A 16,694-nucleotide genomic window follows, 5' to 3' on the forward strand; every position below is an offset into this window, starting at 1 on the left:
AATGAGTCAGATTATTCGTCGTGACCCAAGATTAGCGCAGATACAGCGTAATCGCTTGCATCCACAATACGTGTTGGCTTTACCTGAGTTGAATGGAATAGGCGTTATTGGTATGGGGCCAACAGGATTATTGCGCCGAAGTTTGCATCGGCTTGGCAGCATCGGGCCTAATGGCATTAAACGCATTGATCGTTTAGTTAAAGGACAAGCCCACAGCAGTCATCGTGAACGACATACTGCTGCAATAGATCTCGACCAGCGGCTTGTGCACAGCGTGATAAAGCCAGATTTTTATGTGGTGGCTGTACTTGATCTTATCGGTGGCCGAGTTAGCAGTCATGATCTGGATATGTTGGGATTAGCCCAGTTGCTCGCCAATGAGAACAGGACCGCTGATACTACTGTGGGGGCTGTATTGGCAGTAGCTTTTGGTGAACTCAAACAGACACCGCAAGAATTAGGTTTCATGGGGGTAGACAGGTTATTGCATCTTGGGAGCGCTGAAGATGGCGGTTTGGAATATAGGGGGTTTAGTCCGGAGCTGAGATTGGCGGCATTAGTGTCAGTGACGCAGCAATATCAGCCTGATTATGTGTTGTTTGCCAATGGTGTGCATGGTGGTGGCGATCTCGGTCGTCGTTATGCGGCGCGTCAACAAATTCGTCCAGCAGTAGGCGTTATTGGTCTCCAAGGATCAGGAGTGTTGTGTCGGGCAGCAGCCGGCTTGAGTGAATTCTATTGCCATACCCGCAGTAAAGTGATGTTGCTAGAACCTGAATGTGCTGATGCTGTCAGCGAAACGAGTCACGAAGCAATAAGGGTTTCGCTGGAGTACGAACCTGATATTCAACCTAAAATTCTGGATCTTGGTGCTGTTGCTGTTGATCCTGCCTCAATCCCCTTAGCTGAAGCTGAATTTATTTTATCGGGGGGAAACGGTGTGGAAGATTGGCCGCTATTTCATCTTACAGCAACTCGGCTTGGGGCAACTGAAGGCGCCAGTCGAGTGGCGGTGGATGATGGCTTTATGCCTCGCAATACTCAGGTGGGGGCGAGTGGTACTTGGGTTAATGCTCGAGTTTACATTGCGGTTGGCATCTCTGGTGCGGTGCAGCATCTACAAGGAATTGCTCAATGTGACAAGGTGATCGCCATTAATACCGATATTAGCTGTGACATGATGAAGCGTGCCGCGCTGAGTGTCGTGGGTGACAGCAGTGAGGTGATGTCTGCGTTATTAGCGTTACCTGAGCTACAACAAAATGAGGTGTTGGATGAAGCGGGATAATTATCGATTGATGGCATTAGTTTCTGCTGGACAACATCATGTTTCTAGAAGACCAAAACGCGCGGAGCAGGATGCTAAAGCGGTTGAGATGGCGCTGGGTATACCCGATTCAAGCCTGCGTGTGGTGCATGGAGGAGATCCGTACAATCCAGCATTAAGAGATTACTTAGGGATGGGGATTAGTCGTTTGTATGTGGTTTCTCAGTGTGAGAAGGCGGATGTGTTGCCCGCGCTAGTGGATCATATAGAGTCACAGGAAGTGGATATTATCTTAATGGGCGCTAGAGCTGAAGTCGGAGAATCATCGGGAATGAGCGGGTATATGCTGGCTGAGCAGTTGGGTTGGAGCATAGTGCCTAATGTGGCTGAAATCGTCTCTGTTACAGCAGGTATTGCAGAAGTTTTACAGGGACTACCTGGGGGACAAAGAAGTCGGCTTAAGGTCTCTTTGCCTTTCATTGCCTCAGTAGGTGATGCGGCAGCCACACCGCGACAAGTTGCCTTTTTATTGGCTAGAGATGGTGTTATAGAGGTGATAGAGGCTGTTTCTACTTTGGATGAGGCGTTGGAGTCGTGGGATATTATCAATGCTAAAAAGCGGCCTAAACGGCTTAAAGTCGTGAAAGCCAAAACGGCGATGGAGCGACTTAAAGCGGCGACAGTAGCATCAGATACTAAGGGAGGGAAAGTATTAACCAATGTGCCGCCTGACGTTGCAGCAAGGGAGATATTAACCTTATTGCAGCAAGAAGGTGTATTTAAAAAGTAAACCCCTGCGAATATTGGATTATCTACAGGGTGTTTTTATATATTAGTTATTGATTAAATAGAGATTGATGCGAAGGTGGGTTCGTTGATTGAAGGCCCAACTTCGTGTTCGCTGATTGAACTCATTCCTAAACGCTCTTCTCGCGGTGGTATGCCAAAATAATCTCGATAACATTTACTAAAATGTGGATTAGACACAAACCCACAAGCAATGGAAATTTCGATGATAGATAGGTTGGTGTGTTTTAATAACTGTTTGGCACGAATAATTCTCAAATTTAGATAATAACGAGAGGGTGAGCACATAAGGTATTTTTTAAATAATCGCTCTAGTTGTCGACGTGATAAATTAACATAGCTAGCCATATCGTCCATGCAAATTATTTCCTCCAAATTCGCTTCCATTAGGGCAACAATTTCCAGTAACTTGGGTTGAGAAGTGCCTATTAGCGTTTTAATCGGCACCTTTTGAATATCCTCACTGTTACGTATACGATCACAGATAAACATTTCTGAAATAGCAGAGCTTAGTTGATGCCCATGTTGTTTGGTCACTAAGTTAAGCATCATATCCATAGGGGCTGTGCCACCTGAGCTGGTCATCCGGTTGGCTGATATGGTAAATAGTTTGTTACTGGCCATGACCCTTGGAAATTCCTCTTGGATACCGGCTAAATATTCCCAGTGAATGGAACAAGATTGTCCTTCTAGCAAGCCTGCTTTTGCGAGCATATAACTGCCAGTACAGATACCGCCAAGTTGAACATTATTTCTGTCTAGGTGACATAGCCAATTTAAAATTTTAGGGTGGCTGTTTTGTTTGACGTTGATGCCACCGCAGATGATGAGTAAATCGAGTTCCTGATGTTTACTTATGGACTGTTCAACATGGACTTGCAGTGAATCACTGGCGTAAGTCGGTTCTCCTGTTTCGCTGATAGTGATCCATTTATAGAGTTTTTCACCGGTAAGTTGATTTGCCATTCTCAGCACTTCAATGGCAGAGGCAAGCGCTATCATGGTGAAATTTTTACTGAGAAAAAAACCAACTGTCATGGGGAGTTGAGTTAAGTTACAGTTCTTTGAGGTCATTAGGGTAACCTTCTATTTAGAATAGACAATACTAAGCTTATTTTATGTTGCAATACATCGAGGGAGATTGTTTGCATCAACAAGTAAGCAGTCTTTTTTTTGGTGTTAACTAATTATAATTAATGCATATAACTCCATAGTTGTTTGACTCTTTCTTATTTACCGCACGGTTGCTATTTTGTAAAGATAAATAGTGTTTTCTATGTGGTAATTTTATCTAGGATTATTTAATCTCGACATGAAATAGACTTTTTTAGTTCATGTATGTGAATTAAGGTCTCATAAACTTACTTTAATATAGGTCGTATAGTTACCAGTATTAGGTCGTTTATACGTAACTATTTCTACTTTAAATAAGGCAATATCGCTGTAAAATAATGTGATTTTTTTATCAAAATATTGTTGTAGATGTTAGGAGATAATTTTTCCTGTTGATGACACTCAATAACATGTGTGATGGAGAGTTAAGATAGTGGCGACGAGAATAAAAGGACGCAATAGGCGGCCAATTGATAGAGAAGTGGTTCTTGATATGCTGGCGCAGCGGACACCTGATTATTCACTTGAGCAAGCATTTTATAATGACCAAGACCTGTTTGATATAGACATGGAGGGGATCTTTTCTCAACAATGGCTGTTTGCTGGTTTAACGTGTGAAATCCCTAAAAAGGGAAATTATTTAACGCTAGATATCGGTGACAATGGCATTATCATTGTTCGAGGAGATGACGACACCGTTTATGCTCACCACAATACCTGCCGTCATCGTGGTTCTAAAATTTGTTTGGAACATAGAGGTAAGGTCGCAAAATTGGTCTGTCCCTACCATCAATGGACTTACAATACAGACGGTCAGTTAATCTATGCCGGTCAAGAAATGGGCATTGATTTTGACAAAACTAAATTTTCTCTTAAACCAGTACACTGTCGAACGGCAGGTGGGTATATCTATATTTCATTGGCTTCTTCAGCTCCTCCCCCGATTGATGATTTTTTGGTGGATATGGCGCATTATCTTGAGCCTTATGATTTGGAAAATGCCAAAGTGGCGGTTGAAAGTGTAATGATAGAAGAAGCCAATTGGAAACTGGTGATTGAAAATAATCGCGAATGTTACCATTGTGATGCTTCTCACCCTGAATTACTGGGTTCTTTGTTGGAGTGGGATGATACCCATGATCCCAGAGCCAGTGAAGAATTTAAAGCATTGGTTGCCGAAAAGCAGCTATTGTGGCATGAGGATAACATTCCCTATGAGCATAAGAGTGCCTATGGGAATCGGAATCGGATTGTGCGTATGCCCCTAAAAATGGGAGTACATTCGATGACAATGGATGGCAAGGTCGCTTGTAAAAAATTACTGGGGAGAATTAAGAGCCCTGATCTAGGCTCTATGAGGATTTTACATCTGCCGAATTCTTGGAGTCATGCTCTTGGTGATCATATCATTGCGTTTCAAGTGATCCCTTTAGGCCCACAGTTGACCAAAGTGGTGACTAAGTGGTTAGTACATAAGGATGCGGCAGAAGGCGTGGATTATGACCCAGTAAATTTGAGAAAAGTATGGGACGCTACTAATGATCAAGACCGTATTTTAGGTGAAAACAATCAATTAGGGGTTAACTCACAAGCTTATACACCTGGCCCTTATTCAAAGACATTTGAATTTGGCGTGATTAATTTTGTTGATTGGTATGCTGAGACATTACAGAATCACCTTAGTATTTGATTCTATTGTTTGATTCAAAAATAGTTTTCAAATTAAGCGCTGCACTTTGCAGCGCAATTAAACAGGATTAATTAACCAAACTCTCCATTTACATAGCCTTGTGTTCGCTTATCTTTGGGGTGATTGAATACTTGACTCGTTTCACCATATTCGACGAGTTCGCCCATCCAAAAGAAGGCTGTTTTATCCGAGATACGTTTAGCTTGATTCATGGAGTGAGTGACAATCACAATCGTAAACTTCTTTCTTAGCTCGTCCAGTAAATCTTCTATCTTGTGGGTGGCAATAGGATCGAGTGCACTGGTCGGTTCATCCATCAAGATCACTTCAGGCTGCATTGCGATAGCGCGGGCAATACATAATCTTTGTTGTTGACCACCTGATAGACCGAAAGCTGGAGTATCTAAGCGTTGTTTGACTTCGTCCCAAAGTGCTGCACCACGCAGCGATTCTTCGACTACTGAGTCTAATTGTTTTCTATCTTTAATTCCCTGAGCTTTAAGGCCAAAAGCAACATTTTCAAAGATACTCATAGGGAATGGATTCGGCTTTTGAAATACCATGCCGACTCGCATTCTTAATTGTTTTACATCAACATCATTATAAATGTCTTCACCTTCAAATTTAACATCACCAGTAATTTTTACGCCACTGATCAAATCGTTCATTCTATTCAATGTTCTAATGAGGGTAGATTTACCGCATCCAGATGGACCAATTAATGCTGTGACCTTGCGAGCAGGAATGTTGAGTGAGATATTTTTTAGCGCATGGGTCTCACCATAGAATAGATTTAGGTTATTTACTTCAAGTTTATTCATGCTATCTGGCCTTTATTTAATACGAGTGGCAATCAACTTAGTTGCCAGATTTAAAACAAGTATGAGTACGATAAGGACAGTGGCTGTTGCGTAGGCTTGATCCCATTCATTTTGAGTAAATAGCTCTTGCGTTAGTTTGTATAAGTGGACCGTTAAGGTGCGACCTGACTCTAAAACTGACTCAGGTATTTGGGTCACCATACCAGCGGTTAAAAATACCGGGGCTGATTCGCCAATGACTCGACCAATACTTAAGATCACCGAAGTGACGATACCTGGTAGAGCACTGGGTAATATCAAGCGCCAAATGGTGTACACCTTACTGCTACCTAAAGCGTAACCACCTTCACGGTAGCTAATAGGTACGGCGAGCAAAGCTTCTTCTGTGGTACGAATAAGCACGGGTAAAATTAGCATGGATAAGGTTAAAGACCCCGCTAGAATTGAGAAGCCTAAACCTAAGGTAGTGACAAAGAAGGTCATACCAAACAGGCCATAGACGATAGAAGGTATGCCCGCTAGAGATTCGATACAAAAGCGAATTATCTGCACAACTTTACAGCCAGGCTTAGCGTATTCAGTTAAATAAATTGCCGTCATTATGCCTATTGGAGCTGCTATGGCGAGAGACAGGCCAACCATATAAACAGTTGAAACGATCATGGAAAAGATGCCCGATGCTTCACCAATTCGGGTATAAGCACCAGTAATAAATGCCCAACTCACATGAGATAAACCATTACTTAAAATGTGCCAAACGACCCAGAGTAGGAAAAATACCGTGATAGCTGCTGAACTCCATATTACACCTAAAAGGAGTTTATCTTTAGTATCTCTGCTGAGTAAGCCTTTACCTTGAAGCATTAGTTGCTCCTCTTGCGGTTGAGATATAATAAGCTTGCGTTCAGTAATACAATAAAGACTAATAACACAATGCCGGTCGAATATAGTGCGCTGGCATGAATCCCCGTAGCATAAGACATTTCCATGGCGATATTTGCTGTTAAGGTTCGAGCAGGATCTAAGATTGAGCCGGGCATCGCTGGAGCGTTCCCCATGACCATGATAATCGCCATCGTCTCGCCTATCGCTCTAGCCACTCCGAGTGCTACGCCGGTTATAATACCGCTACGTGCAGCAGGGATTAATACCTTAAAGATACTGTATATATGCGATGCTCCTAAGGCGAGAGCCCCTTCTTTATAAACTGATGGCAGCGCACGTAGAGAGGTCTTTGATATGGTGATCACTGTGGGTAATATCATTATTGCCAATACGATAATGCCTGCCAAAATCGTATTTCCAGCCGGAATGTTGAAGATAATCTCAATAGCAGGAACTATGATCACTAATCCAAAAAAGCCATAAACAACCGATGGGATCCCTGCGAGTAGCTCTACAGCAGGCCTAATAATATCAGCAAGCCATTTTGGCGCTAACTCGGCCAGAAAAATAGCGGTAAGAATCGCTATAGGTACACCGATAATGACAGCTCCCGCTGTAGAAATAATCGATGCCACTATCATAGGGAATATGCCAAACAAGGCGGGAGGAAGCCATTCTCTTCCTAAAATTAATTCGGTGATCCCAGCTTCTTGAAATGCGGGTAAGCCTTCATGAAATAGAAACCAACCTATGGTCACCACAGAGATAACTCCCACCATGGCGCTGCATAGAAATAGGAGGTGGAATCCAGTTCCAATCCAATCATAAGTATTTTTTTGAACGAGTTTTAGCTCTGATGTGCGGATTATTTTGGCCGTATCCATCACTTTGCCTCAAGGTCATGCAATTAACATTACCTCGAATAGGAGCGAAAGCGCCTATTCGAGGGTGAAGGTATTACTTAATACGGATATAACCTTGTTCGGCAACAATGTTCTGACCTTTGTCTGACAGAATGTAGTTGATAAAGTCTTTAGCCTCTTGGGCTACGTTGTTTTTAATGAGTAATACAAATGGTCGTGCAATGGTGTATTCACCTGCGACAATATTCTCATCGGTTGCTGCGATACCATCTATTTTCACTGCCTGTAGCGAGTCGTCAACTGAACCGAGAGAAATATAACCAATAGCAAAAGTGTTATTTGCCACTATGGTTTTTACCATGCCGTTACCATTACCCACTTGAGCTGTTTGCGTAATAGCAGATACTTTTATGCCTTTTATTTCACGTTTGAGCTTCATGATATCTTCGAAAGCCCCCCGAGTACCGGATGCAGTATCTCGAGTGACAACGACAATAGGTTTGTTTTCACCGCCCACTTGATTCCAATTTTTAATTTCGCCACGGTAAATTTTAGTGATTTGCTCTTTAGTGAGGTTCTGCACAGGGTTATCATTGTTCAGTGCAACAGCGATACCGTCACGAGCTATGACTATTTTTTTAGTATCTGCGGTTATTTCACTGGTTTTAACATCGCGAGACGACATTCCTATCATGCTAGTGCCATCTTTGGCTGCACGGATCCCAGCTGATGAGCCTGTACCTTGTACTTCAACGTTGTTGCCAGCAGTCTTTTGATAAGTTTCTGCTAATACTTCCATCACATTCGTTACAGAGGTTGATCCTGAAACTGTAATTGTTGTGCTTGCTTGAGCAAGTGGTGCTGTCATTAAGCTAGCAGCGGCTAATAAACCAATAACTTTTTTCATCACAAATTCTACTCTATTTAGTCGAAAGACATATTAAGTTGAGACTTCCGCTCTGGAAGCTGAAAGCATTAAGACAGATAAATATGACAGCTAAGTTACAAGTAGTACTTTCGGGTTAGATAGAGAGGATTGGCATGGTGATATTTGTAGGTTTTATATCATGGTGTTACAAGGGAAGAATGAAGTGATAAGATTTAATTAACTAAGGTGAAAAACAATTGAACTTACCTAAAGCTGAGGATATATAGTAGGTTATGTTCCACTTTACATTGTTTCTTGCCATATAACTATCATATTAAGTAAGATGGATAGGTTAATTAAGTCAATGTCTAATTACTGATATATTTGTTTATGAAATTTTTATGACGCTTTGATTACCACTATTGTTATAACGGTTAACTGTGTCTGGTTATCCTCCAGCCTCTTTACCTCAAGGCTGAGAGTATGGTTATGTGTTTACTTGGTAGCTAAAATAAAATGCTGGTTATAGAGAGATGATACCTGCCTGTTTATTCTTCTCAAATTTACGCCATACCTTTTCATGAAAATAAAATACCACGGTGTTCACTGCAGGCTCTACCAAGGCGACTGTGCCACCGATAATGATGCTACCAGTCAGTAAATAAGTAATGGTGAATGCAACGCTGAAATGGAGTATTGCAAAAGTAAATGTCTTAGTCATGATGAGTTTCCTTTAAGTTTATAACCTAAATGGTAATGCTTATCATTTAGGTTATAAAGGGGAAACATTAGATTAACTTGATAGCTTTTTGAGATTAAGCGTTACTTTTAGTTATATACTAATAAAAAATAACGTCTTTTTACTGTCGAGATTCAATACCATTAATCGTGCAGAAGAAATCTTGATCACGCTTTCCTAAAAAGACATCAGGTCTCCTTTGGTTGAGGGACCATTAGCTGTAAGCAGTACGCAATCGACATCTGGCCATTGTCTTGTGTGGTCTAATGTAATAAACAATTCATTGATAGTGTTAGGTCTACATTAATTTTGACATTCAGGATAGTTAATCGTTATAGATAAGTGTTTGGCTAGATATGTTTATCTTGCGGTGCAATAGATTAAATCAGCTTCGATATCTAATATGATTCAACCTCTCATTTTAAGTCCAACTCTGGTGAATAATCTATAATATAAAAGGTATAATAAGCTAATTTTCGAGCAAAATTAAAGTGGTAAGGCTAAAAACATGAGCATAGAGCCTAATAATAAGGATTATTCAAAAGCTAAGCGGATTAAAATTCATCAACCTGATGCGAGTAAAATCGATAGGTTTAATCCTCGTAATCGTATTTATGTCCGAGCAGTAGAAGGGCTTTGGAGTCGATTACGTACACGATTAGGTTGGGGGGCATTGCTCTTTTTTCTTGTCTTACCTTGGCTCACATGGGGCAATCGACAAGCGGTGTGGTTTAACTTAGGTGAGCAGAAATTTCATATTTTTGGATTAACCATATGGCCGCAAGATCTTACTCTACTTGCAGCACTATTGATGATTGCCGCTTTTGGTTTATTTTTTGTCACGACTTATCTTGGCAGAGTTTGGTGTGGTTTTACTTGTCCACAAACGGTATGGACGTTTATTTTCATTTGGTTTGAAGAAAAACTTGAAGGTGCGCGTAATAAGAGAATTAAATTAGATCAAATGCCCTGGAGTGTTAATAAACTCTGGCGTAAAACCGCCAAACATACAGCCTGGTTGTTAATATCTTTGATTACAGCCATGACATTTGTGTCTTATTTTGTGCCTACCCGTGAAGTCTATGTTGATGTTTTTACCCTTAACGCTAGTGGTGGCATTTATTTTTGGGTTGTTTTATTCACTCTAGCGACATATGGAAATGCTGGCTGGATGAGAGAGATAATGTGTATCCATATTTGCCCTTATGCACGTTTCCAAGCCGCTATGTTTGATCAAAATACATATATTGTTGGATATGATACTCATCGTGGTGAAAGCAGAGGTCCAAGATCGCGTAAGGTTGATCATAAAGAATTAGGACTCGGTGACTGTATTGATTGTGATTTATGTGTGCAGGTGTGTCCTACAGGGATAGATATTCGCAACGGTTTGCAATATGAATGTATTAACTGTGGTGCTTGTATTGATGCATGCGACTCCACCATGGATAAGATGGGATACGCTAAAGGGCTAATTTCATATACGACTGAAAATAAACTCGAGGGGATAAAAGAAACCGTATTACGCCCCAAGTTGGTTGGCTATGGTGTTGTGCTCACTATTATGATCCTTGTTTTTATCTATGCGAGTGCGACAATTGCCCCTGTCCGTATCGATGTGATCCGTGATCGTAATGAATTATTTAGAGAAAATAATGACGGATTAACAGAAAATACCTTCACTTTGAAAATTCTAAATAAGACAGAGCAAGATCATAAGTACAGACTTTCAGTTGAAGGTTTACCTAAATATACCTGGTATGGTGCTCAGGAAGTCAGTATCTCAGGAGGTGAAGTGCTAACGCTTCCAATAAGCGTAGCGGTAGATCCTGTTAACCTTTCTAGAACCATGACTAAAATTCATTTTAAATTGGTCACTGAAATTAATGCTAATGAAACTGATGAGACTTATATAGAGGCTAAACAGGAATCTCGCTTTTTTAGTCAATAGTTACCTATATAATAGCCGTTTGAAAGGCACATAAGTTCCTTTCAAACTGTGATTTTGAGTGTTTTGTCTTTATTTTCACCTTGTTGAGTGATAAAGCAACATTTAGCATGTTAAATGTATTTATTTATAAAAAAGCGCTTGTACTCTGCGGTGATATCCCTATAATGCGCAACCACTGACACGGCACAGCAGGCCAACGAGGTAGCGTAAACGCTAAGGAGTAAGGGACTTGCAGCAGTGCTAGAGATTGAGATTTCAATAGAAAGCTTAGTCAGGTGAAAAGCGGTTTAAGTGGTTCATTGATGTAGCCTAACACGAAAGTGTACAAGAAAGCGTCAGTTGAAAATCTTCTTAAAATAAGCGCTTGACGCCAACAATGGAGAGTGTAGAATACGCCTCCTCAAGCCAACGACCTAGCGTCTAACGGCAGTACCTGAAAGATTGGTACTAACGCTCTTTAACAATTTGAGACAAGAAATCTGTGTGGACACTCACAGGTATTGAGTTATTCGAAACTGCCTCTTTTTTCTAGTAAAAAGTGAGGCAGTCAAAAAATTTCTCAATGAATGAGTGTTCATAGATTCGAACCTAGTTTGAATCAATATGTACAATCGTTGTTAACACTCTTATGAGTGTTGTCAATGAAATCAGAATTCATTGAGCCGCTGAGTCCTTAACGGGGTTTAGCAAAAAACTTTAATTGAAGAGTTTGATCATGGCTCAGATTGAACGCTGGCGGCAGGCCTAACACATGCAAGTCGAGCGGAAACGAAGATAGCTTGCTATCAGGCGTCGAGCGGCGGACGGGTGAGTAATGCCTAGATATCTGCCTAGTCGTGGGGGATAACAGTTGGAAACGACTGCTAATACCGCATACGCCCTACGGGGGAAAGGAGGGGACCTTCGGGCCTTCCGCGATTAGATGAGTCTAGGTGGGATTAGCTAGTAGGTGAGGTAATGGCTCACCTAGGCGACGATCCCTAGCTGGTCTGAGAGGATGATCAGCCACACTGGGACTGAGACACGGCCCAGACTCCTACGGGAGGCAGCAGTGGGGAATATTGCACAATGGGCGAAAGCCTGATGCAGCCATGCCGCGTGTGTGAAGAAGGCCTTCGGGTTGTAAAGCACTTTCAGCGAGGAGGAAAGGTTGGTCGTTAATAGCGGCTAGCTGTGACGTTACTCGCAGAAGAAGCACCGGCTAACTTCGTGCCAGCAGCCGCGGTAATACGAGGGGTGCAAGCGTTAATCGGAATTACTGGGCGTAAAGCGTACGCAGGCGGTTTTTTAAGCCAGATGTGAAAGCCCCGGGCTCAACCTGGGAATTGCATTTGGAACTGGGGAACTAGAGTCTTGTAGAGGGGGGTAGAATTTCAGGTGTAGCGGTGAAATGCGTAGAGATCTGAAGGAATACCGGTGGCGAAGGCGGCCCCCTGGACAAAGACTGACGCTCATGTACGAAAGCGTGGGGAGCAAACAGGATTAGATACCCTGGTAGTCCACGCCGTAAACGATGTCTACTCGGAATTTGGTAACTTAGTTACTGGGTTCCCAAGCTAACGCATTAAGTAGACCGCCTGGGGAGTACGGCCGCAAGGTTAAAACTCAAATGAATTGACGGGGGCCCGCACAAGCGGTGGAGCATGTGGTTTAATTCGATGCAACGCGAAGAACCTTACCTACTCTTGACATCCTCAGAACTTACCAGAGATGGTTTGGTGCCTTCGGGAACTGAGAGACAGGTGCTGCATGGCTGTCGTCAGCTCGTGTTGTGAAATGTTGGGTTAAGTCCCGCAACGAGCGCAACCCTTATCCTTATTTGCCAGCGAGTTATGTCGGGAACTTTAGGGAGACTGCCGGTGATAAACCGGAGGAAGGTGGGGACGACGTCAAGTCATCATGGCCCTTACGAGTAGGGCTACACACGTGCTACAATGGTCGGTACAGAGGGTTGCAAAGCCGCGAGGTGGAGCTAATCTCACAAAGCCGGTCGTAGTCCGGATTGGAGTCTGCAACTCGACTCCATGAAGTCGGAATCGCTAGTAATCGTGGATCAGAATGCCACGGTGAATACGTTCCCGGGCCTTGTACACACCGCCCGTCACACCATGGGAGTGGGCTGCACCAGAAGTAGATAGCTTAACCTTTCGGGGAGGGCGTTTACCACGGTGTGGTTCATGACTGGGGTGAAGTCGTAACAAGGTAGCCCTAGGGGAACCTGGGGCTGGATCACCTCCTTACCTATACGACTAACTCAATATTTGCTGAGTGTTCACACAGATAACTTGTTCTTGTTAGAGCGAGTGGCACGCCTTTACGGTGATGCTTGTTCTTTAAAAATTTGGAAAGCTGATAGTGTTAATGTGAAAGGGACAGTGAATGGCTTATGTTATAGGTTGTTTGTTGTTAATAGCATTAATGCGAAAATAAATAATTGAGTTCTCAAACACTTAAATCAAGTGCGGAATAATTTACCTTAGGGTGATGAGTTCAAGAGTATTCTTTTGGCGAAAGTAAACACCATTAGTTGCGATACATCTCGTTCAAACTACCCGTTTGAACAATAGATAATATTAGCGCAGCGAGTTTGGTCTTAGGCAAGGCGCGAAAGTGAGCGAGAAAGGCATGTAGCAGCGCTACATAACTGACAAGCGAACTTAAGTAACGCCGCATAAGGGCAAAGTAGCAAGCGAATAAAAACCTATGTGGGTTGTATGGTTAAGTGACTAAGCGTATACGGTGGATGCCTTGGCAGTCAGAGGCGATGAAGGACGTAGTAACTTGCGAAAAGCGTTGGCGAGCTAGTAACAAGCATTTGAGCTAACGATATCCGAATGGGGAAACCCACATGCATAAGCATGTATCACGACATGAATACATAGTGTCGTGAGGCGAACCCGGGGAACTGAAACATCTAAGTACCCGGAGGAAAAGAAATCAACCGAGATCCCCCTAGTAGCGGCGAGCGAACGGGGGTTAGCCCTTAAGTCTATGGGGTGTTAGTGGAATGTGTTGGAAAGCACAGCGGCACAGGGTGATAGCCCCGTACATGAAAACTAACCATAGATGAAAACGAGTAGGACGGGACACGTGACATCTTGTCTGAACATGGGGGGACCATCCTCCAAGGCTAAATACTCCTGACTGACCGATAGTGAACCAGTACCGTGAGGGAAAGGCGAAAAGAACCCCTGTGAGGGGAGTGAAATAGAACCTGAAACCGTATACGTACAAGCAGTGGGAGCGGTTCAACTCTTTATGGGTAAGAAACCGTGACTGCGTACCTTTGTATAATGGGTCAGCGACTTACATTTTGTAGCGAGGTTAAGCGAATAGCGGAGCCGTAGGGAAACCGAGTGTTAACTGCGCGTTTAGTTGCAAGGTGTAGACCCGAAACCCGGTGATCTATCCATGGGCAGGTTGAAGATTGAGTAACATCAATTGGAGGACCGAACCGACTTATGTTGAAAAATGAGCGGATGACTTGTGGATGGGGGTGAAAGGCCAATCAAACCGGGAGATATCTGGTTCTCCTCGAAAGCTATTTAGGTAGCGCCTCGAGCGAATACCATTGGGGGTAGAGCACTGTTAAGGCTAGGGGGTCATCCCGACTTACCAACCCTTTGCAAACTCCGAATACCAATGAGTACTACTCGGGAGACACACGGCGGGTGCTAACGTCCGTCGTGAAAAGGGAAACAACCCAGACCGTCAGCTAAGGTCCCAAAGTTATTGCTAAGTGGGAAACGATGTGGGAAGGCTTAGACAGCTAGGATGTTGGCTTAGAAGCAGCCATCATTTAAAGAAAGCGTAATAGCTCACTAGTCGAGTCGGCCTGCGCGGAAGATTTAACGGGGCTAAGCAATACACCGAAGCTACGGGTGTGCATCTTTGATGTACGCGGTAGAGGAGCGTTCTGTAAGCCGTAGAAGGTGAAGGGGTAACCCACGCTGGAGGTATCAGAAGTGCGAATGCTGACATGAGTAACGATAAAGGGAGTGAAAAACTCCCTCGCCGAAAGACCAAGGGTTCCTGTCCAATGTTAATCAGGGCAGGGTGAGTCGACCCCTAAGGCGAGGCCGAAAGGCGTAGTCGATGGGAAACGGGTTAATATTCCCGTACTTCTGCTAACTGCGATGGAGAGACGGAGAAGGCTAGGCTAGCGCGGCGTTGGTTGTCCGCGTTTAAGGTAGTAGGCAGTATTCTTAGGCAAATCCGGGAATACGCATTAAATTGCGATGCTGAGAGCTGATGACGAGTCACTAAGGTGATGAAGTAGTTGATGCCATGCTTCCAGGAAAATCTTCTAAGCTTCAGGTTAGTAGGAATCGTACCCCCAAACCGACACAGGTGGTTGGGTAGAGAATACCAAGGCGCTTGAGAGAACTCGGCTGAAGGAACTAGGCAAAATGGTACCGTAACTTCGGGAGAAGGTACGCTCCTGTTGGTGATAAGACTTGCTCTTTAAGCTGACGGGAGTCGCAGATACCAGGTGGCTGCAACTGTTTATCAAAAACACAGTACTGTGCAAACTCGCAAGAGGAAGTATACGGTATGACGCCTGCCCGGTGCCGGAAGGTTAATTGATTGGGTTATCTTCGGAGAAGCTCATGATCGAAGCCCCGGTAAACGGCGGCCGTAACTATAACGGTCCTAAGGTAGCGAAATTCCTTGTCGGGTAAGTTCCGACCTGCACGAATGGCGTAATGATGGCCACGCTGTCTCCAGCCGAGACTCAGTGAAGTTGAAATTGCGGTGAAGATGCCGTATACCCGCGGCTAGACGGAAAGACCCCGTGCACCTTTACTATAGCTTGGCACTGAACATTGAACCTACATGTGTAGGATAGGTGGGAGACTTTGAAGTTGGGACGCTAGTTCTGATGGAGTCAACCTTGAAATACCACCCTTGTAGTTTTGATGTTCTAACTCTGGCCCCTGAATCGGGGTTGAGGACAGTGTCTGGTGGGTAGTTTGACTGGGGCGGTCTCCTCCCAAAGAGTAACGGAGGAGCACGAAGGTTGGCTAAGTACGGTCGGACATCGTACGGTTAGTGCAATGGCATAAGCCAGCTTAACTGCGAGACATACACGTCGAGCAGGTACGAAAAGTAGGTCATAGTGATCCGGTGGTTCTGAATGGAAGGGCCATCGCTCAACGGATAAAAGGTACGCCGGGGATAACAGGCTGATACCGCCCAAGAGTTCATATCGACGGCGGTGTTTGGCACCTCGATGTCGGCTCATCACATCCTGGGGCTGAAGTCGGTCCCAAGGGTATGGCTGTTCGCCATTTAAAGTGGTACGCGAGCTGGGTTCAGAACGTCGTGAGACAGTTCGGTCCCTATCTGCCGTGGGCGTTGGATGATTGAAGGAAGCTGCTCCTAGTACGAGAGGACCGGAGTGGACGAACCGCTGGTGTTCGGGTTGTTATGCCAATAGCATTGCCCGGTAGCTACGTTCGGAATCGATAACCGCTGAAAGCATCTAAGCGGGAAGCGAGTCCTAAGATGAGTCATCCCTAGGGATTTAATCCCTTTAAAGAGCCGTTCGAGACTAGGACGTTGATAGGCAGGGCGTGTAAGCGTTGTGAGGCGTTGAGCTAACCTGTACTAATGACTCGTAAGGCTTAACCATACAACCCAGATGGGTTTTACTTCTAAGAAGTTTGTGGTTAATGAGTGATTACAGA

10 protein-coding genes and 2 rRNA genes are annotated in these 16,694 nt (G+C 43.8%); 6 read left to right on the top strand and 6 right to left on the bottom strand.

Annotation, left to right across the window (positions count from 1 at the left end):
* The first annotated feature begins 1 nt into the window (after nt 1).
* Both HQQ94_RS01490 and HQQ94_RS01495 read left to right on the top strand, forming a co-directional pair.
* Entirely contained in the window at nt 2-1,288 is a 1,287-nt protein-coding gene (locus HQQ94_RS01490) for an electron transfer flavoprotein subunit alpha/FixB family protein (protein WP_173292773.1), read from the top strand.
* Entirely contained in the window at nt 1,275-2,057 is a 783-nt protein-coding gene (locus HQQ94_RS01495; RefSeq protein ID WP_173292774.1) for an electron transfer flavoprotein subunit beta, read from the top strand. The genes HQQ94_RS01490 and HQQ94_RS01495 overlap by 14 nt, the downstream gene beginning before the upstream one ends.
* 53 nt (nt 2,058-2,110) lie before the next feature.
* Here HQQ94_RS01495 and HQQ94_RS01500 read toward each other — a convergent pair whose 3' ends face one another.
* Nucleotides 2,111-3,148 (bottom strand): GlxA family transcriptional regulator, encoded by a 1,038-nt coding sequence (locus tag HQQ94_RS01500; protein ID WP_173292775.1) that lies wholly within the window; start codon nt 3,146-3,148, stop codon nt 2,111-2,113.
* A gap of 472 nt (nt 3,149-3,620) precedes the next feature.
* Here HQQ94_RS01500 and HQQ94_RS01505 point away from each other — a divergent pair, with 472 nt between their 5' ends.
* Nucleotides 3,621-4,877 carry an aromatic ring-hydroxylating dioxygenase subunit alpha gene (locus HQQ94_RS01505; protein ID WP_309247227.1) on the top strand — a complete coding sequence of 419 codons (1,257 nt, stop codon included), beginning with the start codon at nt 3,621-3,623 and terminating at the stop codon, nt 4,875-4,877.
* A 71-nt stretch (nt 4,878-4,948) separates the two neighbouring features.
* On the opposite strand, the gene pstB is transcribed toward HQQ94_RS01505, so the two are convergent.
* The 5 genes from pstB to HQQ94_RS01530 form a co-directional block, all read right to left on the bottom strand.
* Nucleotides 4,949-5,698 carry a phosphate ABC transporter ATP-binding protein PstB gene (gene pstB / locus HQQ94_RS01510; protein WP_173292776.1) on the bottom strand — a complete coding sequence of 250 codons (750 nt, stop codon included), beginning with the start codon at nt 5,696-5,698 and terminating at the stop codon, nt 4,949-4,951.
* Between the two features lie 12 nt (nt 5,699-5,710).
* Nucleotides 5,711-6,562, bottom strand: a complete 852-nt coding sequence (gene pstA / locus HQQ94_RS01515) for a phosphate ABC transporter permease PstA (protein ID WP_173292777.1) — start codon at nt 6,560-6,562, stop codon at nt 5,711-5,713.
* Entirely contained in the window at nt 6,562-7,467 is a 906-nt protein-coding gene (gene pstC, locus HQQ94_RS01520; RefSeq protein ID WP_173292778.1) for a phosphate ABC transporter permease subunit PstC, read from the bottom strand. Before pstC ends, pstA begins: the two co-directional genes overlap by 1 nt.
* Nucleotides 7,468-7,540: 73 nt before the next feature.
* A complete protein-coding gene (locus HQQ94_RS01525) occupies nt 7,541-8,353 on the bottom strand; it encodes a phosphate ABC transporter substrate-binding protein (RefSeq protein WP_173292779.1) in 813 nt (270 codons plus the stop codon).
* Between the two features lie 484 nt (nt 8,354-8,837).
* Nucleotides 8,838-9,035 (bottom strand): DUF2061 domain-containing protein, encoded by a 198-nt coding sequence (locus HQQ94_RS01530; protein WP_173292780.1) that lies wholly within the window; start codon nt 9,033-9,035, stop codon nt 8,838-8,840.
* Nucleotides 9,036-9,561: 526 nt separating this feature from the next.
* On the opposite strand from HQQ94_RS01530, the gene ccoG reads away from it, so the two are divergent.
* The 3 genes from ccoG (at nt 9,562) to HQQ94_RS01545 (ending at nt 16,639) form a co-directional block, all read left to right on the top strand.
* Complete coding sequence (gene ccoG / locus HQQ94_RS01535; protein ID WP_173292781.1) at nt 9,562-11,004, top strand: cytochrome c oxidase accessory protein CcoG; 1,443 nt, start codon at nt 9,562-9,564, stop codon at nt 11,002-11,004.
* A 697-nt stretch (nt 11,005-11,701) separates the two neighbouring features.
* A 16S ribosomal RNA gene (locus tag HQQ94_RS01540) occupies nt 11,702-13,244 on the top strand.
* A 476-nt stretch (nt 13,245-13,720) separates the two neighbouring features.
* Nucleotides 13,721-16,639, top strand: a 23S ribosomal RNA gene (locus HQQ94_RS01545).
* The 16S and 23S rRNA genes sit together here, the layout of an rRNA operon.
* The last annotated feature ends 55 nt before the right edge of the window (nt 16,640-16,694 follow it).

The sequence above is a fragment of the Shewanella sp. VB17 genome (assembly GCF_013248905.1).
GTDB lineage: Bacteria > Pseudomonadota > Gammaproteobacteria > Enterobacterales > Shewanellaceae > Shewanella.

Coding starts and splice junctions, on each gene's coding strand:
- pstB (WP_173292776.1), bottom strand. CDS start 5,698: ATGAATAAACTTGAAGTAAATAACCTAAATCTATTCTATGGTGAGACC.
- HQQ94_RS01525 (WP_173292779.1), bottom strand. CDS start 8,353: ATGAAAAAAGTTATTGGTTTATTAGCCGCTGCTAGCTTAATGACAGCA.
- HQQ94_RS01490 (WP_173292773.1), top strand. CDS start 2: ATGAGTCAGATTATTCGTCGTGACCCAAGATTAGCGCAGATACAGCGT.
- HQQ94_RS01500 (WP_173292775.1), bottom strand. CDS start 3,148: ATGACCTCAAAGAACTGTAACTTAACTCAACTCCCCATGACAGTTGGT.
- ccoG (WP_173292781.1), top strand. CDS start 9,562: ATGAGCATAGAGCCTAATAATAAGGATTATTCAAAAGCTAAGCGGATT.
- pstA (WP_173292777.1), bottom strand. CDS start 6,562: ATGCTTCAAGGTAAAGGCTTACTCAGCAGAGATACTAAAGATAAACTC.
- pstC (WP_173292778.1), bottom strand. CDS start 7,467: ATGGATACGGCCAAAATAATCCGCACATCAGAGCTAAAACTCGTTCAA.
- HQQ94_RS01530 (WP_173292780.1), bottom strand. CDS start 9,035: ATGACTAAGACATTTACTTTTGCAATACTCCATTTCAGCGTTGCATTC.
- HQQ94_RS01495 (WP_173292774.1), top strand. CDS start 1,275: ATGAAGCGGGATAATTATCGATTGATGGCATTAGTTTCTGCTGGACAA.